Source organism: Flagellimonas flava (assembly GCF_050617915.1).
Lineage (GTDB): Bacteria > Bacteroidota > Bacteroidia > Flavobacteriales > Flavobacteriaceae > Flagellimonas > Flagellimonas flava_A.
This window is the reverse complement of sequence record NZ_JBODQE010000006.1, coordinates 123,213-146,555: the sequence shown is the minus strand read 5'-3', so window position 1 is coordinate 146,555 and position 23,343 is coordinate 123,213. Positions and strand designations below refer to the sequence as shown.

The 23,343-nt window shown below is 42.7% G+C and carries 23 protein-coding genes and 1 riboswitch; of the genes, 20 read left to right on the top strand and 3 right to left on the bottom strand.

The window, feature by feature from the left end; genetic code table 11:
• Positions 1 to 6: 6 nt before the first annotated feature.
• From ACRHOZ_RS15960 to ACRHOZ_RS15920, 9 genes are all read left to right on the top strand, one after another.
• Entirely contained in the window at positions 7 to 2,097 is a 2,091-nt protein-coding gene (locus ACRHOZ_RS15960) for a HEPN domain-containing protein (RefSeq protein WP_431127526.1), read from the top strand.
• A complete protein-coding gene (cobA, locus tag ACRHOZ_RS15955) occupies positions 2,090 to 2,872 on the top strand; it encodes a uroporphyrinogen-III C-methyltransferase (RefSeq protein ID WP_431127523.1) in 783 nt (260 codons plus the stop codon). Before ACRHOZ_RS15960 ends, cobA begins: the two co-directional genes overlap by 8 nt.
• Positions 2,869 to 3,930 (top strand): NAD(P)/FAD-dependent oxidoreductase, encoded by a 1,062-nt coding sequence (locus ACRHOZ_RS15950; RefSeq protein ID WP_422350335.1) that lies wholly within the window; start codon positions 2,869 to 2,871, stop codon positions 3,928 to 3,930. The genes cobA and ACRHOZ_RS15950 overlap by 4 nt, the downstream gene beginning before the upstream one ends.
• A 141-nt stretch (positions 3,931 to 4,071) precedes the next feature.
• Positions 4,072 to 4,207: riboswitch (SAM riboswitch) on the top strand.
• Between the two features lie 72 nt (positions 4,208 to 4,279).
• Positions 4,280 to 5,281: a homocysteine S-methyltransferase family protein gene (locus tag ACRHOZ_RS15945; RefSeq protein WP_431127519.1), complete on the top strand. Its 1,002-nt coding sequence runs from the start codon at positions 4,280 to 4,282 to the stop codon at positions 5,279 to 5,281.
• A gap of 6 nt (positions 5,282 to 5,287) precedes the next feature.
• The gene (locus ACRHOZ_RS15940) at positions 5,288 to 5,569 is read left to right on the top strand and encodes an antibiotic biosynthesis monooxygenase family protein (RefSeq protein WP_431127516.1); all 282 of its coding nucleotides are present in this window, start codon (positions 5,288 to 5,290) and stop codon (positions 5,567 to 5,569) included.
• Positions 5,570 to 8,254, top strand: coding sequence for a methionine synthase (gene metH / locus ACRHOZ_RS15935; RefSeq protein ID WP_431127513.1), 2,685 nt, complete (start codon positions 5,570 to 5,572; stop codon positions 8,252 to 8,254).
• Positions 8,255 to 8,316: 62 nt separating this feature from the next.
• Entirely contained in the window at positions 8,317 to 9,270 is a 954-nt protein-coding gene (gene metF, locus ACRHOZ_RS15930; protein WP_431127510.1) for a methylenetetrahydrofolate reductase [NAD(P)H], read from the top strand.
• Positions 9,271 to 9,351: 81 nt separating this feature from the next.
• Positions 9,352 to 10,458, top strand: a complete 1,107-nt coding sequence (locus tag ACRHOZ_RS15925; RefSeq protein ID WP_431127507.1) for an acyloxyacyl hydrolase — start codon at positions 9,352 to 9,354, stop codon at positions 10,456 to 10,458.
• A complete protein-coding gene (locus tag ACRHOZ_RS15920) occupies positions 10,409 to 11,290 on the top strand; it encodes a head GIN domain-containing protein (RefSeq protein WP_431127504.1) in 882 nt (293 codons plus the stop codon). The genes ACRHOZ_RS15925 and ACRHOZ_RS15920 overlap by 50 nt, the downstream gene beginning before the upstream one ends.
• On the opposite strand, the gene ACRHOZ_RS15915 is transcribed toward ACRHOZ_RS15920, so the two are convergent.
• On the bottom strand, positions 11,291 to 12,151 hold the full coding sequence (locus tag ACRHOZ_RS15915) for an AraC family transcriptional regulator (protein ID WP_431127501.1): 861 nt from the start codon (positions 12,149 to 12,151) through the stop codon (positions 11,291 to 11,293).
• A gap of 130 nt (positions 12,152 to 12,281) precedes the next feature.
• On the opposite strand from ACRHOZ_RS15915, the gene ACRHOZ_RS15910 reads away from it, so the two are divergent.
• From ACRHOZ_RS15910 to ACRHOZ_RS15875, 8 genes are all read left to right on the top strand, one after another.
• The gene (locus ACRHOZ_RS15910) at positions 12,282 to 13,373 is read left to right on the top strand and encodes a serine hydrolase domain-containing protein (RefSeq protein ID WP_431127498.1); all 1,092 of its coding nucleotides are present in this window, start codon (positions 12,282 to 12,284) and stop codon (positions 13,371 to 13,373) included.
• A gap of 61 nt (positions 13,374 to 13,434) precedes the next feature.
• Positions 13,435 to 13,668, top strand: a complete 234-nt coding sequence (locus ACRHOZ_RS15905) for a thioredoxin family protein (RefSeq protein ID WP_431127495.1) — start codon at positions 13,435 to 13,437, stop codon at positions 13,666 to 13,668.
• A 37-nt stretch (positions 13,669 to 13,705) separates the two neighbouring features.
• Entirely contained in the window at positions 13,706 to 14,428 is a 723-nt protein-coding gene (locus ACRHOZ_RS15900) for a hypothetical protein (RefSeq protein ID WP_431127492.1), read from the top strand.
• Positions 14,429 to 14,433: 5 nt separating this feature from the next.
• Positions 14,434 to 14,697: a DUF2024 family protein gene (locus tag ACRHOZ_RS15895; RefSeq protein ID WP_431127489.1), complete on the top strand. Its 264-nt coding sequence runs from the start codon at positions 14,434 to 14,436 to the stop codon at positions 14,695 to 14,697.
• Positions 14,698 to 14,750: 53 nt separating this feature from the next.
• The gene (locus ACRHOZ_RS15890) at positions 14,751 to 15,359 is read left to right on the top strand and encodes a MarR family winged helix-turn-helix transcriptional regulator (protein ID WP_431127486.1); all 609 of its coding nucleotides are present in this window, start codon (positions 14,751 to 14,753) and stop codon (positions 15,357 to 15,359) included.
• Positions 15,356 to 15,952, top strand: coding sequence for a Crp/Fnr family transcriptional regulator (locus ACRHOZ_RS15885; protein WP_431127483.1), 597 nt, complete (start codon positions 15,356 to 15,358; stop codon positions 15,950 to 15,952). The genes ACRHOZ_RS15890 and ACRHOZ_RS15885 overlap by 4 nt, the downstream gene beginning before the upstream one ends.
• 92 nt (positions 15,953 to 16,044) lie before the next feature.
• On the top strand, positions 16,045 to 16,326 hold the full coding sequence (locus ACRHOZ_RS15880; protein WP_431127480.1) for a hypothetical protein: 282 nt from the start codon (positions 16,045 to 16,047) through the stop codon (positions 16,324 to 16,326).
• 1 nt (position 16,327) lies between these two features.
• On the top strand, positions 16,328 to 16,735 hold the full coding sequence (locus ACRHOZ_RS15875; RefSeq protein ID WP_431127477.1) for a group III truncated hemoglobin: 408 nt from the start codon (positions 16,328 to 16,330) through the stop codon (positions 16,733 to 16,735).
• Here the strand turns inward: ACRHOZ_RS15875 and ACRHOZ_RS15870 are convergent.
• A complete protein-coding gene (locus ACRHOZ_RS15870) occupies positions 16,732 to 18,183 on the bottom strand; it encodes a pyridoxal phosphate-dependent decarboxylase family protein (RefSeq protein ID WP_431127474.1) in 1,452 nt (483 codons plus the stop codon). The two genes, ACRHOZ_RS15875 and ACRHOZ_RS15870, sit on opposite strands and share 4 nt — an antisense overlap.
• Before the next feature lie 145 nt (positions 18,184 to 18,328).
• On the opposite strand from ACRHOZ_RS15870, the gene ACRHOZ_RS15865 reads away from it, so the two are divergent.
• The 3 genes from ACRHOZ_RS15865 to ACRHOZ_RS15855 all read left to right on the top strand — a co-directional run bounded on the left by ACRHOZ_RS15865 (position 18,329) and on the right by ACRHOZ_RS15855 (position 22,308).
• On the top strand, positions 18,329 to 19,306 hold the full coding sequence (locus ACRHOZ_RS15865; RefSeq protein WP_431127472.1) for a LuxR C-terminal-related transcriptional regulator: 978 nt from the start codon (positions 18,329 to 18,331) through the stop codon (positions 19,304 to 19,306).
• 66 nt (positions 19,307 to 19,372) lie between these two features.
• The gene (locus ACRHOZ_RS15860; protein ID WP_431127469.1) at positions 19,373 to 21,694 is read left to right on the top strand and encodes a TonB-dependent receptor domain-containing protein; all 2,322 of its coding nucleotides are present in this window, start codon (positions 19,373 to 19,375) and stop codon (positions 21,692 to 21,694) included.
• Between the two features lie 71 nt (positions 21,695 to 21,765).
• The gene (locus tag ACRHOZ_RS15855) at positions 21,766 to 22,308 is read left to right on the top strand and encodes a DinB family protein (protein ID WP_431127466.1); all 543 of its coding nucleotides are present in this window, start codon (positions 21,766 to 21,768) and stop codon (positions 22,306 to 22,308) included.
• A 130-nt stretch (positions 22,309 to 22,438) separates the two neighbouring features.
• Here the strand turns inward: ACRHOZ_RS15855 and gldA are convergent, their stop codons facing one another.
• Positions 22,439 to 23,332, bottom strand: a complete 894-nt coding sequence (gene gldA, locus ACRHOZ_RS15850; protein ID WP_431127464.1) for a gliding motility-associated ABC transporter ATP-binding subunit GldA — start codon at positions 23,330 to 23,332, stop codon at positions 22,439 to 22,441.
• Between the last annotated feature and the right edge of the window lie 11 nt (positions 23,333 to 23,343).

Genomic DNA, 23,343 nt, shown 5'->3' with positions numbered 1-23,343 from the left:
TCGATTATGCAAAGCTTTAGAACAGAAATAGAAAATCCTGTAGTAGAAAAGGACATCATTGAGCTGGAACGCAAGATCAGACAGTTCAAGGGCGGCGAGGTGGACGAGGAAAAGTTCAGAAGCCTGCGTCTGGCTCGCGGAGTCTATGGCCAGCGTCAGCAAGGTGTTCAAATGGTGAGGATCAAATTGCCTTATGGAAAGGTGTCCTCCAAACAACTACTTCGTATTTGTGATGTTTCTGATGAATATTCCAGAGGGAGATTGCACATTACCACGAGACAGGATATCCAAATCCACTACGTGGACTTGGAACGAACCCCTGAACTATGGGCAGAATTGGAGCGGGATGACGTTACCCTTCGTGAAGCTTGTGGCAATACGGTTCGGAACGTGACCGCCAGTGAAACCGCTGGAATAGATGTCGATGAACCCTTTGATGTTTCTCCGTATGCCCATGCGGTATTCCAATATTTTTTGAGAAACCCCATTGGTCAGGAAATGGGGCGTAAGTTCAAGGTTTCCTTCTCTGCCAGTGATGCAGATACCGGGCTTTCCTACATGCACGATCTCGGCTTTATCGCCAAGGTTAAAAATGGAGAAAGAGGATTCAAAGTGATGCTTGCTGGTGGTTTGGGCTCGCAACCGCGTCATGCGGATGAATTGTATAGCTTTTTACCTACAGATAAAATAATTCCACTAATGGAAGGGGTTATCCGCATCTTTGACCGTCATGGGGAGAGAAGGAGTAGGGCCAAAGCTAGATTGAAATTCTTGCTCAAAGACATTGGACTTGATGGATTTAAGGCGCTATTGGAAGAGGAGCAATTGGCCATTCCACATAAAACCTATCCTATTAACTTTGAAAGTTATCCAAGGCCTGTAGTGGCCAATGTGGAAGCGCCTCAAGTGGAAATTGAGGATGTGGAGGCTTTCAATAATTGGAAGTCCACCAACTTGGTTCCCCAAAAGCAAAAAGGCTATGTGGCTATCGGAATCAAGGTGCTATTGGGAGATTTCTATACGGATAAAGCTAGAAAACTGGCCCGATTGGTCCAGGATTATGCAGCAGGGGAAATTCGTCTTTCACTGCGACAAAATATAATGATTCCCCATGTGAAGGAAGCGTTGGTACCATTCTTTTACACCGAATTGCAAAAATTGGGATTTGCGGAAGCAGGGTACAATAAAGCCTTGGACATTACCGCCTGCCCGGGAACAGATACCTGTAACCTTGGAATTTCAAGTAGTACCGGTATTGCAGAAGAGTTGGAACGCGTTATCAAAGCAGAGTATCCACAATATATAAGCAACCCCGATGTGGTCATCAAAATTAGTGGTTGTATGAATGCCTGTGGGCAGCACAATATGGCCAACATTGGTTTTCAGGGAATGTCCATACGCACCAAGGATAAATTGGTGGCCCCAGCACTTCAAGTGCTATTGGGTGGTGGAAATTTCGGAAATGGAAAAGCCAGATTTGCGGACAAAGTGATTAAGATTCCAAGTAAAAGGGGGCCGCAAGCATTAAGGTTGATTTTGGACGATTTCAACAGTAACGGAAACGGTGCCTCATTTGCCGATTACTATTGGGAAAAAGGAGAGCACTACTTCTATGATTTCCTAAAACCTTTGGCAGATATCGAAAACCTTACCCAAGACGATTTTATTGATTGGGGAACAGAGGAAAAGTATAAAAAGGAGATAGGTATTGGTGAATGTGCTGGGGTCATTGTGGATCTTGTAGCTACGCTATTCTTTGAAAGTCAGGAAAAAATAGACAGCGCCCAAGAAGCTGTGAACGAGGAAAAATGGGCGGCAAGTATCTATTATTCCTATCAATCCATAGTAAACTCGGCCAAGGCCCTGTTGACTTCGGAAAAAGTAAAAGTGAACACCCATGCAGGGATTATCAAGGATTTTGACAGACTCTACGTGGAAACGGATAAAATTGGCTTTACAGGAAGTTTTGCGGATTTGGCCCTACAGTTGAACAAGAACAAGCCAAGTCAGGCATTTGCAGAAAGCTTTTTGGATGACGCCAAATCAGTGTTGGAAAAATTGGAAGCCTTTAGAAAATTGGAATTAGCCCATGTATAACGGCAAATTAACAGTAGTTGGAGCAGGTCCCGGTGATGTGGATCTAATAACACTCAAGGGAATCAAAGCCTTGGGAGCTGCCGATGTGGTTCTTTATGATGCCTTGGTAGATACCCAACTCTTGGATTATGCGCAGGACGCGGAGAAGATTTTCGTAGGAAAGCGAAAGGGATGTTATTCCTATCAACAGGACCAAATCAATGAGTTGATTGTTCAAAGGGCACAGACCAAAGGTCATGTGGTTCGTCTTAAAGGCGGAGATCCATTCGTTTTTGGCCGTGGAGCTGAGGAAATGGAATACGCAGCCCAATTTGGTGTTGAGGTGGCCGTTGTACCAGGGATTTCTTCCGCAGTTTCTGTCCCAGCAGCTCAAAATATTCCGGTTACCAAGAGAGGTGCAACCGAGAGTTTCTGGGTGATTACGGGAACTACCAAAGAGCACAAACTGTCAAAGGATGTGGAATTGGCGGCCAAATCAAACGCAACGGTCCTGATTTTGATGGGGATGTCCAAGTTGGGGGAAATCATGGAGCTGTTCAAAAATGAAGGAAAAGAAAATACACCGGTGGCCATTATTCAAAATGGCACCATGGAAAACGAAAAAATAGGAATTGGTACTGTTGCTTCCATTGAGTACAAGGCAAAGGAGCAGCAGTTATCCAATCCTGCCATTATACTAATTGGTGAGGTGGTGAACCATCGACAGCGATTATTGGAAATTCAAAGAGAAAACAGAAACAAAGAATTGGAGTTAGTAGAAAAAGGAATAAGATGATAAAGACAGATATACTTATAATTGGCGCTGGGCCAACAGGTTTATTTACCGTGTTTGAAGCTGGACTTTTAAAATTGAAGACCCATTTGATTGATGCACTTCCGCAACCAGGTGGCCAATGTTCAGAGATTTATCCCAAAAAACCGATTTATGATATCCCTGCTTATCCAGAGATTTTGGCAGGAGATTTAGTAGACAGGCTGATGGAGCAGATAAAGCCCTTTGAGCCTGGATTTACTTTGGGAGAACGGGCCGAAACCTTGGAGAAACAAGAGGATGGCTCTTTCATTGTCACTACAAACAAAGGAACCCAACACCATGCTCCTGTAGTCGTAATCGCTGGAGGATTAGGGTCATTTGAGCCTAGAAAACCCTTGATTTCCAATATTGCGAACTACGAGGACAAAGGAGTGGTCTATATGATCAAGGACCCTGAAGTATATCGGGATAAAAAAGTAGTGATCGCAGGGGGAGGTGATTCCGCCTTGGATTGGGCCATTTATTTAGCAGATGTAGCTTCCGAAGTGGCCTTGGTACACCGAAGAAATGAGTTTAGAGGCGCCTTGGACTCTGTTGAAAAAGCTTCTGAATTGGCCAAATTGGGGAAAATCCAATTGTATACCGAGGCTGAAGTGAAGGAAATCCACGGAGAAAATGAGCTAAAAGCGGTGGTCATCAAACATAACGATGAAGCCAAGGGCCAGACCTATGTGGAAACAGACTACTTTATTCCATTGTTTGGTTTGTCACCAAAATTGGGACCCATTGGAAATTGGGGCTTGGAAATTCAGAAGAACGCTATCAAAGTGAACAATGCCAAGGATTACCAGACCAATATTCCAGGTGTATTTGCCATTGGCGATGTAAACACCTATGAAGGCAAATTAAAATTGATTCTATCCGGATTCCATGAGGCAGCTGTAATGTGTCAGTATGCGTATCAAATTATCAATCCAGATAAACGATTTGTAATGAAATATACCACCGTTGGCGGAGTGCAAGGATTTGACGGATCCAAAAAAGAAGCCAAAAAAGAGGTGGTGCAAAGTATAGTCTAGAGCTTTTTTTAGATTATTTTGAGTTAGTCAACGCCCTCTTATGCAACGCTTAGGAGGGTATTGACCAACAAAATGTAGATTTCTGTTGTTTTTGAGGACAAAACGTGGTTATTTTGTCCTCAGTTCATTAAAAAATTGAATTGGTTATCAAGAAAGGTGGAGGGAATAGACCCGATGAAGCCTTAGCAACCCTTAGGAATTCCATTTCTTGGATCTAAGAAGGTGCTACATTCTACCCTCAAACATCAAAATATGGTGGTTCTGGGATGGATAACGCAAAGAATACTTCTCAACGTCGTTTCCGCAACTTTCTTGATACATCTAAATCCCTTTACGGGACTATGTTGTTATGGAAGCAATTGAAGATATTTTACAAAAACGCATTCTGGTATTGGACGGTGCCATGGGTACCATGCTGCAGCGATACAAATTTACCGAAGAAGATTTCCGCGGGGAACGCTTCAAGGATTGGGAACATCCCTTGGTGGGGAATAACGATCTCTTGTCACTGACACAGCCAGAAGCTATTGCGGAGGTTCACGCCAAGTACTTTGAGGCGGGTGCGGATATCGTGGAAACCAACACCTTTTCTGGGACTACTATTGCTATGGCAGATTACCACATGGAAGAACTGGTGTACGAACTTAACTATGAGTCGGCCAGGATTGCCAAAAAAGTGGCAGATGAGTTTACGGCCAAAGAACCGCATAAACCCAGGTTTGTGGCTGGAAGTATAGGGCCTACCAATAAAACGGCCAGCATGTCGCCCGATGTAAATGACCCTGGTTTTAGGGCCATTTCTTTTGATGAGTTGCGAATAGCCTATAAGCAGCAGGTAGAGGCCCTGTTGGATGGGGGAGCAGATATTCTGTTGGTTGAGACCATTTTTGATACCCTGAATGCCAAGGCAGCCTTGTTCGCGATTGAAGAGGTAAAGGAAGAACGGAACATCCATGTGCCTATTATGGTAAGTGGTACCATTACCGACGCCTCTGGGAGAACCTTATCTGGCCAAACTGCAGAGGCATTTTTGATATCCATTTCCCATTTGCCCATTTTATCCGTTGGATTCAACTGTGCTTTAGGGGCAAATCAATTGGTACCCCATTTAGAGGTAGTTTCTGCCAAATCGGAATTTGCAATTTCTGCGCACCCCAATGCTGGATTGCCCAACGCCTTTGGAGAATATGACGAGACCCCCGAGCAAATGGCAGCGCAAATCAAGGAATATTTGGAAAAGAGCCTGGTAAATATTGTGGGAGGATGTTGTGGGACCACCCCCGAACATATTAAGGAAATTGCAGATTTGGTTAAGAAATATGAACCTCGCAAGTCTCAAGTATTGATTTAACGTGATATGGTACTGGAGGTGGCAATATTGAACATAAAGAATGGCCTTACGTCGGAATTTGAAGCAAGTTTCAAGGAAGCTTCTTTAATTATTGAAACGATGAAAGGTTACATTCATCATGAACTCAAAAAGTGTATTGAAAATCCAGACCAATACATTTTATTGGTCAAATGGGAAACCTTGGAAGACCATGAAGAAGGATTTCGAAAATCCAAGGAATATCAAAACTGGAAAAAGCTGTTGCACCATTTTTATGAACCTTTTCCTGAAGTATTGCATTATAGCTAAATGATAGATAAAAACACAAAATACCTGAAACTTAGTGGTCTGGAACCCCTGATCATCACCCCGGAAAGCAATTTTGTCAATGTGGGGGAGCGGACCAATGTGGCTGGATCCAAAAAGTTCCTTCGCTTGATCAAGGAGCGGAAATTTGAGGAAGCCTTGGATGTGGCGCGTCATCAGGTAGAGGGTGGTGCCCAAATTATCGACATTAACATGGATGATGGCCTTATAGATGGAAAAGAGGCCATGGTCAACTTTTTGAACCTTATCGGCTCGGAACCAGATATTGCCCGTGTTCCTATCATGATTGATAGTTCCAAATGGGAAATTATTGAGGCGGGATTACAGGTAGTCCAGGGAAAGTGCGTGGTGAATTCCATCAGCTTAAAGGAAGGCGAGGCGGAATTCATTAGGCAGGCTACTTTGATCAAAAGATATGGCGCTGCCGTAATTGTCATGGCATTTGATGAGGTAGGTCAGGCAGATAACTACGAGCGCAGGATAGAGATTGCCAAACGTTCTTATGATGTTTTGGTGAATCAGGTAAAATTCCCTCCAGAAGACATCATTTTCGATTTAAACATTTTCCCGGTGGCCACAGGAATGGAAGAGCACCGTAATAATGCCATCGATTTTATTGAGGGAACCCGCTGGGTACGTGAAAATTTGCCCCATTGCAGCGTTAGCGGGGGAGTGAGTAATGTCTCTTTCTCTTTTAGGGGGAATAATCCCGTAAGGGAGGCCATGCATTCCGTGTTTTTGTACCACGCCATTGAGGCTGGGATGAACATGGGAATTGTAAATCCCGCTTTGTTGGAAGTCTATGATGACATTCCCAAGGATCTTTTGGAACATGTAGAGGATGTGATTCTGGATAGACGGGATGATGCTACGGAACGTCTATTGGAATTTGCCGAAACCGTTGTGGGCAAGGCCAAGGAAAACAAAGTGGACTTATCTTGGCGGGAGGAACCCTTGCAAAATCGGATTACCAGAGCTTTGGTAAAGGGGATTGATCAATTCATTGTGGAGGATATTGAAGAAGCTCGTCAGCAAGCCTCAAGACCTTTGGAGGTGATTGAAGGGAATTTAATGACCGGGATGAATGTGGTCGGCGACCTTTTTGGAAGTGGAAAGATGTTTTTGCCACAGGTGGTAAAATCGGCCAGGGTTATGAAAAAGGCCGTTGCTTATTTGACACCATATATTGAAGAATCCAAAGATGCCAGTACTGCCGCGGCCGGTAAAATATTGATGGCCACGGTGAAGGGAGATGTCCATGATATAGGAAAGAACATCGTAAGTGTGGTACTGGCCTGCAACAACTATGAAATTGTTGACCTCGGTGTGATGGTGCCGCCAGAGGTGATTATTCAGAAAGCAAGGGAAGAACAGGTAGATGTTATTGGGTTGAGCGGATTGATCACCCCCTCCTTGGATGAGATGGTCTTTTTGGCCAAGGAAATGGAACGGCAACAGTTTACGGTTCCCTTGCTCATTGGGGGAGCAACGACCAGTAAGGCCCATACAGCTGTAAAAATTGACCCAGTGTATAGTCAATCCGTGGTGCATGTAAATGATGCCTCAAGGGCAGTAACCGTGGTGGGTGACCTTTTGCAAAAAGATACTTCGGATGGGTATAAGAAATCCATCAAGCTGGATTATGAGAGCTTTAGGGATCGATTTTTAAACCGGACCAAGCAGAAGGAGTATTTGACGCTGGAAGAAGCACGTCAAAATAAATTGCAGATTGCATGGAAGGCTTCGGATATCACTGAACCCAAAGCATTGGGAATTCAGGTTTGGGAGGATTTCGATTTGAAAAAACTGAAAGATTTCATTGATTGGAGCCCCTTCTTTCGAAGTTGGGATCTGCATGGAAAGTATCCCAATATTCTCAAGGATGAAGTGGTGGGCGAACAAGCCCAAGAACTTTTTCAGGATGCACAAAAGATGTTGAATCAGATTATGGAAGAAAAACTGCTGAAAGCCAAGGCGATTTTTGGATTGTTTCCAGCCCATCAGGTCAATGACGATGACATTGCACTTGCAGTAGAGAACCAAGACTCCAAGAAATTCACCTTCCGAACCTTAAGACAACAGTTAAAAAAGCGTGAAGGCGTTCCCAATATTGCTTTGGCAGATTTCATCGCTCCAAAGACAACAGGAATCCAGGATTATATGGGCTGTTTTTGTGTGACCACAGGATTCGGCACCCAAGAATTGGCGCAGGAATATGAAAAAAACTTGGATGATTATGGTTCCATCATGGTTAAAGCACTCGCAGATCGTTTGGCAGAAGCCTTTGCGGAATACCTACATAAGGAAGTGCGGACCAAACATTGGGGTTATGCAACATCAGAGACCCTGTCCAACGATGAACTGATCGAGGAGAAGTACCAAGGAATACGCCCTGCTCCAGGCTATCCCGCATGTCCTGACCACTTGGAGAAGTTGACTATCTGGGAATTGCTCAAAGTGGAAGAAAAAATCGGTGTTCAATTGACCGACAGCTTGGCTATGTGGCCAGCAGCCAGTGTGAGCGGCTACTATTTTGGACATCCCGAAACAAAGTATTTTGGATTGGGAAAAATTAAACCGGATCAAGTAGCGGATTTTGCGGAACGAAAAGGAATGCCAATTGAGGAGGCTGAAAAATGGCTGGCCCCTAACATCGTGGAGAATTGATTTTTTTCAATAACCAATAACCAATAACCAATAACCACAAAACCTACATCAACATAAATTGAATGAAAGTAACAGACCACATAAAACAAGCTAAAGGAGAAACCCTTTTTAGTTTCGAAATTATTCCCCCGGTAAAAGGCAGGAGCATCCAGGAACTATATAATAACATAGACCCTTTGATGGAGTTTAAGCCCCCATTTATTGATGTGACCACCTCTAGGGAGGAGTTTGTCTATATTGACCGCGATGGGCTTTTGGACAAAAAGCTCACCCGCATGCGACCCGGAACTTTGGGAATCTGTGCCTCAATCAAGCACAAGTACGATGTTGATACCGTTCCACATGTGCTATGCGGCGGGTTTACCAGGGAGGAGACTGAATATTTGTTGGTGGACTGTCACTATTTGGGTATTGACAACGTCATGGCGCTAAGGGGCGATGCCATGAAAGAGGAAAAATATTTTGCTCCGACCTCTGGCGGGCATAAGTACGCTTCAGACCTTGTGGGCCAAATCCGAGAATTGAACAAGGGCAATTATCTACATGAGGTGATTGAAACCGATAATTGCGCCGATTTCTGTATTGGCGTAGCGGGATATCCAGAGAAGCATATGGAGGCACCTTCCCTGAAATCGGATCTAAAAAGACTGAAACAAAAAGTGGAATTGGGAGCTGATTATGTGGTGACACAGATGTTTTTCGATAACCAGAAATTCTTTGAATTTGTTGAGGAAGCCCGAAAAATTGGTATTGATGTGCCCATAATCCCTGGAATTAAGCCCATTGCCGTAAAAAGGCATTTGCAACTATTGCCCCAAGTTTTCCGAGTGGATATTCCAGAGGACCTGATAGAAGCTGTGGAATCCTGCAAGAATAACAAAGAAGTACGTCAAGTAGGCGTAGAATGGTGCATTCAGCAATCCAAGGAGTTAAAGGATGCAGGGGTACCTGTACTTCACTATTATTCCATGGGAAAATCTGACAATATTAAGGCTATAGCTAAGGCTGTTTTCTAAGATTTGTCTGATCGGGAGCAAAGGGACAAGGTGGTTTTGTAAGTCATTGGATTCAATCAATTATGTCTATTTTTGCCCCTCATGAAGCACCTACTTCTTTTATGCGTTCTATTGGGTTTATCTGTGACCCGCGGATTCAGCCAGGAAGACCAACCACTTAAAAAGTACGTCATAGATGCGAATTACTTCTATGGCTCCATCCTTTTGCACAATCCGGATATTTCCCATTTGATCACCGAACATCCAAGCGGATTTATTCTGGGAATTAACAGAAAACGTTATGGACAGGAAGCTTGGGAAGGCCTGTATGGGTATCCAGATACTGGATTTACATTTATCTATCAGAGCATGAACAATCCCACCTTGGGAGAGCATTTGGGTCTGTATGCCCATTATAATTTCTATTTCTTTAAACGGAAGCTACAATTAAGAGTGGGGCAGGGTGTTGCCTACAACACCAATCCATACGACAAGGACACCAATTTCAGGAACAATGCCTACGGAACACATTTGTTGAGTTCCACTATGGCCATGGTCAATTATCAAAAGGATAATCTATGGCATAATTTGGGTGTCAAGGCCGGAATTTCCCTAATTCACTATTCCAATGCCAATTTTAAAGCACCCAATACATCAACCAATACCTTTGCCTTAAATCTGGGATTGACATACGATTTAAGTGGCGGTCAGACTTATGATTACATTCCAACGGAAAAAGTAGAGAAAAAGAACTACCCAATCCAGTATAATTTAGCGTTACGGGGCGGGGTAAATGAAAGTGATGTGATCAATTCTGGCAGGTACGGTTTTTGGATATTTTCTGCTTATGCGGACAAGCGTTTGGGGAGAAAAAGTGCCATTCAGTTTGGGGTGGATGCTTTTTTCTCCAATTTTCTGAAGGAGCTGATTCGGCTTCAGGCCACCTCCTTTCCTGAGTTGGGTGTGGCACCGGACACCGATTTTAAAAGGGTTGGGATTTTTGCAGGTCACGAGCTTTTCATCAATAAAATGAGTATTGAAACCCAATTGGGGTATTATGTGTACTATCCATTCGATTTTGAAGGCCGTATGTATAATAGAATTGGATTGAAGCGCTATTTTGGGGACAAGCTCTTCGGAGCCATCACCCTAAAATCTCATGGAGCTAAAGCAGAAACCGTTGAATTTGGAATTGGGGTCAGATTATAGATATATGATGAAAGCATTGAAAAAACCAAAAAACAGGGCGAATGTCACCCCGAGCGCCGTGTCTGCCGGCCGGCAGGCAGTCGTGAGGTCTTTTTATTTGTTTTTGGCTTTTCTTTTGGCCGCGTGCAACGGCGACAACGTCCCCGATTGCTTTCAAAATGCCGGGGATTTGACCCGAAGGACTGTCGAGCTGTCCAACTTTACAAAAATCACTGTTTTTGAGAATATCAACCTGGTGTTGTCCGAGGGTGACACCCAAAGGGTGGAAATAGAAACTGGGGAATTTCTCCAGAATGAAGTATCGGCAAGGGTGTCAGGGGACAGGCTCATCCTCGAGAATGCGAATGGGTGTAATTTTATTCGGGATTACGGCCTAACCACCATCCATGTAACCTCGCCAAATATTGAAGAAATTAGGAGCAGCACGGGGCTATTGATTTCCAGTGATGGTGTACTTTCATACCCTAACCTTAGTTTAATATCCGAAAGTTTTATCAATCCGGAAACGGAAACCACCGATGGGTCTTTCGATTTAAACTTGAACTCAACTTCGGTTAGTGTTGTGGTCAACGGAATCGCATACTTCAAGTTGCGTGGTGCAACTACCAATCTCAATGTGAACATAGCCGCTGGGGACTCCCGGATAGAGGCAGAAGATTTGGTAGCTGAAAATGTGAATGTCAGCCATAGGGGTACCAACGATATTCTGGTAAACCCCCAGCAACGGATTTCAGGGACAATCCGAAGTACAGGGGATGTTGTCAGCATCAATCGCCCTCCAGAAATTGATGTGGAAGAAATCTTTAATGGGCGATTGATTTTTAGGGATTAATTATTTGATTGGGATGTAAATCTCGGTTTTAAGCTTGCTTTCCTCAGTTTTTTCAGCATTGTTCAAGTACTTCTCGCGAACTGGCTCATCCCGGAGTTCATATTCACTCCCTATAAGCCAAGTATTAAAGATGTAGTTGTAAACTTGCTCAAATTTGGTATAACTACCTTGATAGTGGAACACGGCAAATTTTCCGCCAGCTATGGTTTTAACCCCCACCTTTCCACTGGGCTTGGCTTCCTTATGAATGATTAGGCAGGCATCATAGCGAATATTGCTTTCTTCGGTTACCTTGGGGTCGTCAAATGGGAGACCAATATGTTCAATACCGGCGGTGAACAGTTTTTGGCTCTTGACCTCTCCCCAGAGGGCAGCCCAAGCAGAAGGGTAGTCCAATTTTTGATAAGCCCCTTTGAGGGTAATGTAGATACAATTTTTATCCTCAACGGTCAGGATTTTGGGTTTTTTAATGTTCAGGGATGTTGTTTCCATCTTATTTACGCTATTTAAGTTCAATGTTTTGTTTTTTCTGTAGGCCGAGGGCGTTACCCCAAAATGATGCTTGAAGGCCTTGGTTAGGGAAGAAGGGGTTTCATATCCAATATTATACCCGATCTCTTCCATGGACAATGTGGTATATCGAATCATTTTGGCTGCAGCTTCCAACCGTACCCTATTGATGTAAGCTCCGATAGGTTCACCGAGCATGGCCCGTGTTATCCGATGAAAATGAAAAGGGGAAAAGTGGGAGAGTTCTGCCAAAGCCCTTACGTCAATTTTTTCGTCCAGATGGTTATGTATGTATTCCACAACACGATTCAATTTTTGATGATAAAGTTGTCTATTGTCCGTGGATTGCATTTTATGTTTTGTTTGACACAAATGTATACGGAATTTGAACGGGTAACTTTTCCGTTCTTGCTCATTTGGGATAAAACCCGTTTTTTGTTCTTTGGAATTCTCACTATGTTAGGAGACTTAAGCATATAAGGTGAAGGCATTTTTCTCAAACATTAAAAGTTGGTTTTCCAACCCTGGGGCAAGGTCAATTGAGGATTTACAGGGCCTTGAAAAGGTAGACGCCATGTTCACTGATTTGGCGACCGAAACTCGAATTCCCGGAATGTCGGTGGGTTTGATAAAACAAGGTCGACCATTGCTGCAAAAAGGCTATGGCTATGCCAATTTGGAAGAAAAAACAGAGGTTGATCCGCAAACTACCTTGTTTAGAATAGCAAGTGTATCCAAATGCATTACGGGTCTTGCTTTGGCGAGGATGGTAGAGGAGGGGCTCTTAGACCTGGACGATTCCTTTTATAAACATGTACCCTATTTTCCCCAAAAAGAGTTTGATTTTAGCTTGAGGCAATTGGCGGGCCATACCGCTGGAATCAGATCATATCGCGGAAAGGAATATGCGTTGAACCTACCTTATTCCATTAAGGACAGCATTGAGGTATTTAAGGGCACCCCCTTGCAGTTTCAACCAGGGAAGGGGTATTTGTACAATAGCTTTGATTTTGTTCTACTTTCCCTGGCCATGCAAGAAGCTAGTGGAGTTTCTTTTGAACAATATGTCCAGAACAAAGTATTGGGGCCATTGGGGATGCATCATACCCTTTCACCCAATCAGGTTGAGCAAAACCCAAGTGTTTTGACGACCACAGGCTTGCAAAAAGCTGGGTTCTATACCAAAACAAGAGGAGGTTTTAAGAAGGCAGTTTCGGTTAACAACCAATACAAATTAGCTGGCGGGGGATACCTATCCACAGCTTCGGATATTGGAAAGTTGGGCGTGGCCATTTTGGAGGGCAAATTGGTACGGTCTGAGCTGATGCAAGAAATCCTCACTTCGCAAAAGGTGGATGGAGATGCTACTTACTACGGATTGGGTTTTCAGGTGAGCCAAGATGAACAAGGCATACCCTTTGTAGGGCATGTAGGCAATAGCGTAGGCGCGTATTCCAATTTTTTTATCTATCCCACAGAAGAGATGGTGATCACTATCCTGATCAACAGCACAGACCCCAAAGTGCAAGAGGAACTAAACGCAATAGTTAAATATTTACTGAAAAATAATTAATAATAAGGAATCCTTACTATATTTGCAGCGCAATAGTGCGATAACTTAAATTTTAAGACAAATGAGTAGATCAGTTTTTTATCATGCTGGATGTCCAGTATGTGTAAGTGCCGAACAAGATTTGGTTAACCTTATTGGAGCCGAAAAGGTCTCCATCGTTCATTTAGGGGAGGACCAAGCTAGAATTCCCGAGGCGGAACAACATGGAGTAAAGTCGGTTCCTGCATTGGTTACACCTAATGGAAATGTGCTTCACATCAATTTTGGAGCTTCCATTGTAGACGTGAAAGGTTAATTTTATATTGCATAGTTAGGAATCCTAAATAAATAAAATGAAAGCAAAAACTTTATACCTGTTGGGACTGCTCTTAATGGGAAATATGTTGACCTCGTGTGGCCAGCAAAGTCCTTACAACAATGAGGATTTTAAGATACAAGACGTTCAGGTGACCCATCAGGAAGAGTTGGGGGTCACTGTTTGGAAAATTAAGGTGGAGGGAAGCGCAGGAAACACCGTGCCACAAAAATTGGGTCAATTGGATGGTGCCCCAGTACTAGGGTATGTGTTTCCCACCACCCTTAAACCGGAGTTTGTTGGATTTGGCAAAACCGAGGGAATCTTGGCTTTGGCACTGACTTCCCATCCGGATTTTGATGATACGCCCTTATGGGATGAAAATGGCGATGCCAATTTTAACAACGATGGAGTAGTTTGGCACCCACATTGGGTGGTGCTCGTAGAAGACAAAAGAGTGGCGGGTGGATTATCGGTAAAACAGTTTAAAAAGGCGGATGAGACTGTGGTGTTGCCACCAACAAATCCTGGGATGCCCATGTATATGGACTCTCCTGGATACCCTGTCGTAACGTCTTCTCATCATATTAAGGTGGTGGTTCCGGACTATCGGATTCAGCATCAAACGGAATTTAATTACGATGGAGTGTCCGCATTCATGAAAGTAAACACGAGCAACGAAGAACTACCTATGTTGGGCGTTTATGAGGTTTACAGTGTTAGTAGTGGAGACCTATCCTTACCTTATACCGTAAAGTAGATACTATGAAAATCGCAGTATGGGATACCTACGTGGAAAGGGAAGATGGCATAACGATGCATTTCGATATTTTGGTTCCCAAGGAATTAACTGATGAGGGCCGTATTTTTTTATACGGGCAACAGTATTTAGAAACCAAAACATTTAAAACAGGTACGCTTACCTCCAACGAATGCAGATTTTGCCATATCCAATCAGTACAAACTGAAGTGGAAGATGAGATTAGAACCAAAGGGTACTTTATTGTCGAAATGGAAAATTGTTCCTAATTTAATTAGGATAGCTAACTTTGCCTGTCGGTACACCCGGCAGGCACTTTTTTATGGAAAACAAAAGTACATTTGACCCCACTCGACAGCAAGAAGACCTTTCCAGTAAGATTGTTATAGGTCTGGAGCGTATTTCCCAGGCCTTTAAAGTACTGCTTTGGAACAAGGCCAAGGAATTGGCATTGAGTCCGATTCAGATTCAAATCTTGCTTTTTGTGGCCTATCACAAAAGTGAACACAATAACGTTAGTGCCCTGGCCCAGGAATTCAATGTGACCAAACCCACGATCAGTGACGCCATTCGGGTTCTGGATAAAAAATCTTTGATTATCAAGGATTACTCCTCAGAGGATAACCGTAGCTATACCATTTTATTGTCGAGTTTGGGAAGTGAAATAGTAAAAAGCACCCAACATTTTGCGGGAGGCCTAACTGACTTTTTTGACGATGTTATGCCCGAGGAGAAAGAAGGCTTTTTTAAGGTCTTGACCCAACTGATCAGCAAGTTGAACAGGGAAGGTATATTAACGGTGCAGCGTACTTGTTTTGCCTGTAAATTTTATGAGAAAACAAGGGCCAATCATTATTGTCACTTGTTGGAAAAGCAGTTGAAGCACGAAGACATTCGCTTGGATTGCATTGAATTTGAGGAAAAACTATGATTCCAGACGAGCTATTAGATCAATATGGAGCACAAAAAATAGCCTTAAAGAAGAAGGAGGTTCTTTTTCATATAGACACCCAACCTCGGTATTATTTTCAAGTTTTGTCCGGTAAGATCAAAATGAACAACTACAGCGAGGATGGTAAAGAATATATTCAAGGTATTTTTCCGCCAGGTTCCAGTTTTGGTGAACCGCCCTTGTTTCAGGATTTGGACTATCCAGCACAAGCAGAGGCCGTTGAGGATGCAGTGGTCTGGAAATTGGAAAAGTCCAAATTCTTACAATTGCTTAAAGAACATCCCGAAGTACACCTTGAACTAACCAAGGTTTTGGCCAGTAGGTTGCATTATAAGGCAACCATGGTTGCCGAAATTTCCACAGAAAATCCAGAGCACCGCTTACTGAAGCTCATCGATTACTTCAAATCCCATATTCATCATATTCCCGAATCCGAGCTGTATTTGGTGGAATTGTCCAGACAACAAATGGCCGACTTGACCGGGTTAAGGGTTGAAACCGTGATTAGGGCGGTAAAATCCCTAGAAAAAAAGGGATTTTTACAATTACAATCGCATAAAATCCTGCGGTAACTTCCCAGAGAGGCTTGGATATGATTTCGGTCATAAAAATGCCCGGTCAATCGGAAATAAATTTGTTCCATACAATGACAAATGACAGGATTATGGAACTATATCTTAAAAGTTTAAAAGCATTTGAAAAGGACGCAAGGGGCTATTCCACAATTTTTATCATTGCCCAAAGCTGTTTGGGTTCTGTAGCGGCCATGTACATCTTGATCAATGGCGTGCAGGCATGGCAGATGGTCCAACTTTTTTTGGTCACTATAGCTTGTATGGGATTCAACGCCGCAGTTTTGTCGCAACAAAAACCCAAAATCGTAATAAACTTGTTTATTCTTAGTTTAGTGGTGAGTACCGTGGCATTAATTTTAAATTTGTTGTGAGATGTCCAGAGTAGAAATTGAATCCCGGGAAGATGTGACCCTATTGGTCACCCGCTTTTATGAGAAAGTAAGGGCGGACAAGGAAATAGGTCATTTTTTTAATGAAACCATCAAGGATTGGCCAGAACATATAGAAAAACTGGTCAATTTTTGGGAGACCAATTTGTTCTTTGTCCAAAAATATAAAGGCAACCCGTTAAAGGTGCATGCGGAAGTGGATGAAAATATGGGCAATACCATAACCAATTACCACTTTGGGATTTGGCTACGGCATTGGATTGAGACCATAGACACCTATTTTGTGGGAGCCAATGCTGAAAAGGCCAAACAGCGCGCCAGAAATATTAGCGTTCGCATGTTCATCACCATTTTTGAACAACAAAAACGCAAAACAGAATCGTATCGCTAGTGCTTTGTTTGGATTTTTTGCGTGTATTCCCTGGCATAATGTTCACAAAGCTCCAAAGTCTCCATCACGTCGGAAAAGCTTGTTCTAGGATTGATCAAGCACATGCGAAGTACCACTTGTCCGTGCAGCAAAGTGGTCACCAATAGGGCTTTTCGTGAGGTTACCACCTGTTCTGATATGTACTGGTTGATTTGATCTAGTTGTTTTGGCGAGTACTTTTTTCCAATAGGATGATACCTAAAGTTAATGACCGCCAAGGTCGCTGGAAAAATCACCTCCCAATGCTGACTGCTCCGCAGATGGTTCTCAACTTCTTCGGCAAGTTCTATGTTATAGGTAATGGCCTTTCTAAATTCCTTAAGCCCGAATGTCTTAATTGACATATAGAACTTAAGCGCCCTAAACCTTCGGGTCAGCTGGATTCCATGATCATAAAAGTTGATTTCGGAGGTATTACCTTCAATGTCCCTGAGATATTCTGGCTTTTCGGTGAAGGTTTGGCTGAGGTGTTTATGATTTCGTACTAACAGACAGCCCATTTCATAAGGTTGGAAAAACCACTTGTGAGGATCTACGGTCAAGGAATCCGCTTTCTCAATTCCTTTCAATAGCGACTTGCCTTTTTTGGATAAAATGGCCGCGGCTCCGTAGGCACCATCAATATGGAACCAAATATTTTCTTTTTTGCAGATTTTGGACAAATCCACCAATGGATCCACTGTCCCGGTGTTGGTCGTACCCGAGGTGGCTATCAAACAAAAGGGCTGCAACCCTTCCAATCGGTCTTTGGCAATGCAGTTTTTGAGTTTGTTTACGGCAAACTTAAATTCAATATCGGTAGGGATAATCCGAATCTGTTCTTTTTTAAATCCGAGAACGCGGATGGCCTTAATATTGGAAGAATGGGCTTGGTCCGACAAGTAAATCACGGCTTTGGAGAAATCTTGACCACATTTTACTTTTCTGGCCGTGGTAAGCGCCGTTAAATTGGCCATGGAACCTCCACTGGTGAATATTCCACCGCCTTTTTTAGCTGGAAATCCAAAGATTTTGAGCAACCATTGGATGGTAATGATCTCCAATTCGGCTGCTGCTGGTGAAGCTGCCCACCCACCCGAAAAAATATTGTATCCTGTGGCGAGCGTATCTGCCATGACGCTTACATAGTTGCTCGGGCCAGGAACAAAGGAATAGGATTTGGGGTGGGACATATTGGTGCTATTGGTCATAACCTCTTTCAAGACAAATTGAAGCACCTGATCTGGATTTGTTCCCTTTTCGGGAGCTTCCTCCAAAAACAGGGAGTCCATTTCCTCCCTAGATCCAAGAGCAACGGGTTGCTGGTCACCCTGGGTGCAATGGTGGTTTACAATGGCATCAACAACCTGATATCCATATTCTTGCATGGCCTCTTTGGATAATTCGAGCTGTGCTGTGTTCTTTTTCATGAACTCTATTTAAACTGAAGCGCAAAAATACCGATTTGGACATCGTGATAATATGATTTTTGATCTAAATTGTTGTCCATGCACCAAAAAAGATGAAACTGGGAATAATATTGCTTCTGCAATACAAATACAGTAAATTTAAGCGATGAAGAACCTTATTCTGCTTCTTGTTTTTGTTTTATCCAGTTTGCAACTCAATGCGCAGCAGGCGGTTTCGGGTTTTGTGAATTTTGACAGTTCCGCCAATTGGAAACCACAAATTTATTTGAGCCACTTATCCGTTTCGAATACTGCAAACCAAAACGAGGCTAAACCAATTGCTATAGCGGATGTTCAAAAAGATGGATTTTTTAAGTTTGACAAAAAGCACTTTTCGGATAGCAATAAGATTTATCGCCTCCATGTGGAACGGATCAGAAAAATTGTAAACGATTCCGTGAACAAGGAGGTTCGTTTTATGTTCTCTGCGAAGGATAAAATCGAATTTAAGAAAGGTCCTCAGGTTTTTGGAGCGTATACCAATACCAATCAAGGGGATAGGGAATGGCAAAAATTGAAAACCTTTGAATCAAAGTTGGTAAAACAATATCTGGCTCAAGAAAACAAAATCGACCCAAGAAAGGGTTTTGTAAAGGATTCATTACAGATTTTGATGGTGAAGCTAATTGGAATAAAACAATTGGCGGATAAAAAATTATTGGATAAGGACATTTCTGAAAACCCAACCTACTATCTTGAATTGTTGTCCGAATTAAAAGAAAGTCCCATTGAGGCCTCTGAATACTGGTTTTTGGAGAAAAGATTGGCCTATTTGACCCAGCTGGCAACAGAGCAGGAATTAAAAACCAGTAGATGGCTTAATCTGATTCTGCTTGTATTGGTCGCCGGTTTGGGCATTCTCAGCTTTAAACTGGGTAGACGTACCCTGCCCAATGCCCACTTGAGTAGACAGGAAAAAAATGTCAAGGCTTTGATTTTGGAGGGTAAAACCAATAAGGAAATTGCCAATGAGCTTTTCATAAGCCTGAGTACCGTTAAAACCCATATTACGAGTATTTACAGCAAGCTCAATGTAAAGGGGAGGCAAGAGTTACTGCAAAAAAATACGGGTGCTAGTACCTAATTCAGACCGCTAAAATGCTTCAATAAGCGTGTTTCCAATCTTAATTTGTCTTTAAACACGACAGTTTTGAGACGAATAATTGCTTTACTTTTTTTTGTTGTTTCCCATTCCAACGCACAAAATACCCATCAAATCACAGGACAGGTTTTCGATGAAAACGGCACCGTAGTGACGGTAGGGGATGCACTTTTGTTTATAGAAGGGAGCGAAACATTGGTGAAGTACGCCACAATATTGGAAGGTCATTTTACCTTGGAAGATGTCCCAATCGGGGAATACCAATTACAGGTATCTGCTCTGGGGTTTGAAACCTATAAGGAAACTTTTTCCCTTACCGGTGATCATCAGTTCTCCATAAGCCTGAAAGAAGCAACGACCCAGTTAAGTGAAGTTGAGGTGGTGGCAGCTAAGAATCCCATAGAATACATATCAGGTAATTTAAAGGTGGATGTCCAGAATCCCTATTTTTCATCCATACCCAATCCCATTGATTTGTTGTCCAGACTTCCCAATGTACAAGTGGCACCGGATAGGGAATCCATTTCCATTTTGGGCAAAGGCAATCCCTTGATTTATCTAGGCAATCAACGCATTTCAATTGAAGAGTTTGTTGGGCTACCGATTGACGGGATAGCTACGATTGAACTGATCAACAATCCATCTGCAAAATATGAAGCTGAAGGTCGGGCAGTCTTATTGATAAGCTTGAAAAAGAATGCCCAACTAGGTTTTCGTGGAAGTGTATCCGAGACGGCATCTTCAAAACAGAATTTTAACAACTATCTGGATTTTAACTCAAGTTACGCCAGCAATGATTGGACATTTCGGGGCAATTTGGCCTACAACCAGCTGCTGCAGTGGGAAAGCAATAGTTTTCTGTTCGAAATACCGGCAAGGGACGTCGCCGTGGATTACACTGTTTTGGTGCCAAGAAATGACAGATTGCAGGTCAACGCTGGATTTGGCACCTACTTTCAATGGAACGAAACCGATTATGTGTCGTTAAATACGACCTTACGGTTGCAGACCGATGATGCCCCCATAGTTACGGATACTTTTTTACGGGATGGGGCAGAGCAATTTATCCAGACAGATACGGGGAATGACCAAACGAAGAACTATTATAGTGCCTCGTTCAATTTCAACAAAAAGTTAAGTGATTCGTGGAACCTTTTTTCGGGGGTACAAAGTACTGGCTTTAGCCAAACCTTGTCCACGGAGATTGCAAACAATATTGACAATTCAGAGTTTGTAATGGACCAAAAGCGGGAGCAGGAGTACGATATTCATTCCTTGGCCTTCCGACTGGATATTGAAAAAGAGTTATCACAAGATCATAAATGGGAATCGGGGATAAATCTGAGTAAAGCCAAGGCCGATGCGTTTACCGAAATCCAAGATTTGGCAAATGCCGAAGAAACTATTATCGATTTTTCATACGAAGAGAAATTGTATGCCGCATATAGTTCCGTCTCTGGTAAGCTTAGCAATAAAATCGATTTTGAGTTGGGTATGCGCATAGAATATAATAAGGTTGATGGCGCCACGGTAAATGACGGTTCGCCCATAGTTTCCAGAGCGCAGACCAATCTGTTTCCAAAGGCCAATGTTGCCATTGCTTTGGATTCCAGCCAAACCCTGAACCTAAATTATGGGAGGAGCATCCGGCGACCTGATTTTTCAAGGGCCAGCTCCATTACGGTTTTTATCAATCCATTTTTGGAAGGGGCGGGTAACGTGAACCTAATTCCCACCCGTACCAATGAAGTTTCGCTTAACTATCAAAAAAAGAACAAGACTTTATTTATGACTTATTACCAAAGTGCCGACCCCATGAATTTTACCATTTCCTATGACGAAACCAATGATAGGGCGGTTCTTTCCCAGGTAAATTTGGACAAGGAAATTGGGGTGTATGCGGGTGTGACCCTCCCTTTTTCCAAAGGGATATGGACTTCAAACAACACCATTTCCTTGAATTATAACAAGCTAAAGGATGATGACGCTGGTTTTTCCACCGTTAAACCCTTTGTTTATGCCTATACCAATCACCAGCTGAAGATCGCAAAAGACACCACTTTGGTTTTGGGAGCCTGGGGTATGGGCAGACGGCAAGAGGGTATTTTTAAAAGAAATGGCCTGGCAGTTTTTGAGGCGTCCGTATCCAAAACCCTTTTCACCAATTGGGATTGTACATTACGATTCAATGATATTACTCGAGCCATGAACTTTGAGGAGCGCTATGCCATAAATGGCGTTAATGCCGATGGGGTGTATTATGCTGATGGGAGGGAAGTGGCACTGTCATTAAAATATCGATTTGGAAATAAGAAAAGTGCCGACTTTAAGAATCGGGATGTGGACTCCAATTTGGAGCGGATAAATTGAAAATACAACCCTTGCTGTTGTTCAATGTGAACCAACTCAATCGCATAAGGAAACTGAATAAAACGAAAAATATGAAACTTATATCAATCTTGACCTCGATAATATTGTTCTCCTCATTGATGCTACCAATTTACGCTCAGGAAAATAGCTTTATCAAGGAATACTTAGAACGGCTAGAAAATTCAAAAAAGTACTTAATTCTTGTCGCGGAAACTATGCCAGAGGACAAATACAATTTTAAAGCAACGACCGAATCAATGAGTTTTGCTGAGAATTTAATGCATATCGGTTGGGCAATGGATTGGCACAGTCAATCACTAATGGGCGAACGTGAAGCCCGAGATTGGAATATAGACGAGGAACTCAAAGTGGCCAACAAATCAAAAAAAGAGATGATTGACAAAATCAGCGAAACCTTTGACAAGACAATAACATTCATCACAAATTTTGACCCAAATAGACTTAAGGTGAGATTGGATTATTTTGGAGCGGATAGAACTAAAAGACAGATTTTGTTATTACTTGCCGACCATATAACTCATCACAGAGGACAAATGCTCGTTTATTTACGATTGAATGGACTTAAACCACCTAGATATGTTTTGTATCAGTAGCTTAAAATCCGTAACTGCTGTTTGTAAGAATCTGTTCTCAATACTTTTTCCTTTGGAAAAAACTCGAACTGACCGGTTTTTGAATCACTTAATTCACAAACGCCAACAGGCTGAGTAAATCCAATCCTAACTAAGAAGTCAATTCAGCGAACAAGCTCTCCAGGTTTTTGTTCTTTCTGCTCAGCTGCAAGGTTTTGAGTTCGTTGTCATGCGCAAAATCAAACACGACAGGACGCATATCTTTATCCGTGGAAAAAGTAAGCTCGTAGACAAAACCACCCGTGTTTTTTACCTTGGAAACATTAGGCAATTGGTTGAGCAAGACCTCTTCCACCCGATAATCAAATTCAACTTCAATAATCTGCTCATTGACCTCCCTAAGCTCTTCCATTTTTTTGTCGGCCACCAACTTTCCTTTATGAATAAGAATAACACGGTCGCAGACCGCCTCCACTTCCTTCATGATGTGGGTAGAGAGTAAAATGGTCTTTTCCTTTCCAATTTCCCGAATCAATTTTCGGATTTCCACCAATTGGTTGGGGTCAAGGCCGGTGGTAGGTTCATCCAAAATCAACACCTCCGGATTATGGAGTAAGGCGGCCGCCAATCCAACACGTTGTCGATAACCCTTGGAAAGCTGACCTATTTTTTTGTGTGATTCCGGGGTCAGGCCTGTTTGTTCTATGACTTCATCAACACGGTTTTTAGAAACTTTGTAGACATCTGCGTTGAACGCCAAGTATTCCTTTACATACATATCCAAATAAAGCGGGTTGTGCTCCGGTAGGTATCCTATACTTTTTTTAACCTCACTTTCCGCATGCTGGACATCAAACCCGTTGACCTCGGCATTACCATTATCCGCTTTATAATAGGTGGTCAAAATGCGCATCATGGTGGATTTTCCAGCCCCATTGGGCCCAAGGAAACCCACAATCTCCCCTTTTGCTATGGAAAAGGATACATCTTTCAGGGCTTTTTGCTTTCCAAAGTGTTTGGAAACATTCTTTACGATGATGGACATGAATGCGAATT

Bases quoted from the DNA above. Each gene is read 5' to 3' on its own strand.
- ACRHOZ_RS15960 (WP_431127526.1), top strand. From the start codon at position 7: ATGCAAAGCTTTAGAACAGAAATAGAAAATCCTGTAGTAGAAAAGGAC.
- ACRHOZ_RS15890 (WP_431127486.1), top strand. From the start codon at position 14,751: ATGGAAAACAAAAGTACATTTGACCCCACTCGACAGCAAGAAGACCTT.
- ACRHOZ_RS15880 (WP_431127480.1), top strand. From the start codon at position 16,045: ATGGAACTATATCTTAAAAGTTTAAAAGCATTTGAAAAGGACGCAAGG.
- cobA (WP_431127523.1), top strand. From the start codon at position 2,090: ATGTATAACGGCAAATTAACAGTAGTTGGAGCAGGTCCCGGTGATGTG.
- ACRHOZ_RS15915 (WP_431127501.1), bottom strand. From the start codon at position 12,151: ATGCAATCCACGGACAATAGACAACTTTATCATCAAAAATTGAATCGT.
- ACRHOZ_RS15920 (WP_431127504.1), top strand. From the start codon at position 10,409: ATGGAGCTAAAGCAGAAACCGTTGAATTTGGAATTGGGGTCAGATTAT.
- ACRHOZ_RS15875 (WP_431127477.1), top strand. From the start codon at position 16,328: ATGTCCAGAGTAGAAATTGAATCCCGGGAAGATGTGACCCTATTGGTC.
- ACRHOZ_RS15925 (WP_431127507.1), top strand. From the start codon at position 9,352: ATGAAGCACCTACTTCTTTTATGCGTTCTATTGGGTTTATCTGTGACC.
- ACRHOZ_RS15905 (WP_431127495.1), top strand. From the start codon at position 13,435: ATGAGTAGATCAGTTTTTTATCATGCTGGATGTCCAGTATGTGTAAGT.
- metH (WP_431127513.1), top strand. From the start codon at position 5,570: ATGATAGATAAAAACACAAAATACCTGAAACTTAGTGGTCTGGAACCC.
- ACRHOZ_RS15950 (WP_422350335.1), top strand. From the start codon at position 2,869: ATGATAAAGACAGATATACTTATAATTGGCGCTGGGCCAACAGGTTTA.
- ACRHOZ_RS15870 (WP_431127474.1), bottom strand. From the start codon at position 18,183: ATGAAAAAGAACACAGCACAGCTCGAATTATCCAAAGAGGCCATGCAA.
- ACRHOZ_RS15940 (WP_431127516.1), top strand. From the start codon at position 5,288: ATGGTACTGGAGGTGGCAATATTGAACATAAAGAATGGCCTTACGTCG.
- metF (WP_431127510.1), top strand. From the start codon at position 8,317: ATGAAAGTAACAGACCACATAAAACAAGCTAAAGGAGAAACCCTTTTT.
- ACRHOZ_RS15895 (WP_431127489.1), top strand. From the start codon at position 14,434: ATGAAAATCGCAGTATGGGATACCTACGTGGAAAGGGAAGATGGCATA.
- ACRHOZ_RS15885 (WP_431127483.1), top strand. From the start codon at position 15,356: ATGATTCCAGACGAGCTATTAGATCAATATGGAGCACAAAAAATAGCC.
- ACRHOZ_RS15945 (WP_431127519.1), top strand. From the start codon at position 4,280: ATGGAAGCAATTGAAGATATTTTACAAAAACGCATTCTGGTATTGGAC.
- ACRHOZ_RS15865 (WP_431127472.1), top strand. From the start codon at position 18,329: ATGAAGAACCTTATTCTGCTTCTTGTTTTTGTTTTATCCAGTTTGCAA.
- gldA (WP_431127464.1), bottom strand. From the start codon at position 23,332: ATGTCCATCATCGTAAAGAATGTTTCCAAACACTTTGGAAAGCAAAAA.
- ACRHOZ_RS15900 (WP_431127492.1), top strand. From the start codon at position 13,706: ATGAAAGCAAAAACTTTATACCTGTTGGGACTGCTCTTAATGGGAAAT.
- ACRHOZ_RS15855 (WP_431127466.1), top strand. From the start codon at position 21,766: ATGAAACTTATATCAATCTTGACCTCGATAATATTGTTCTCCTCATTG.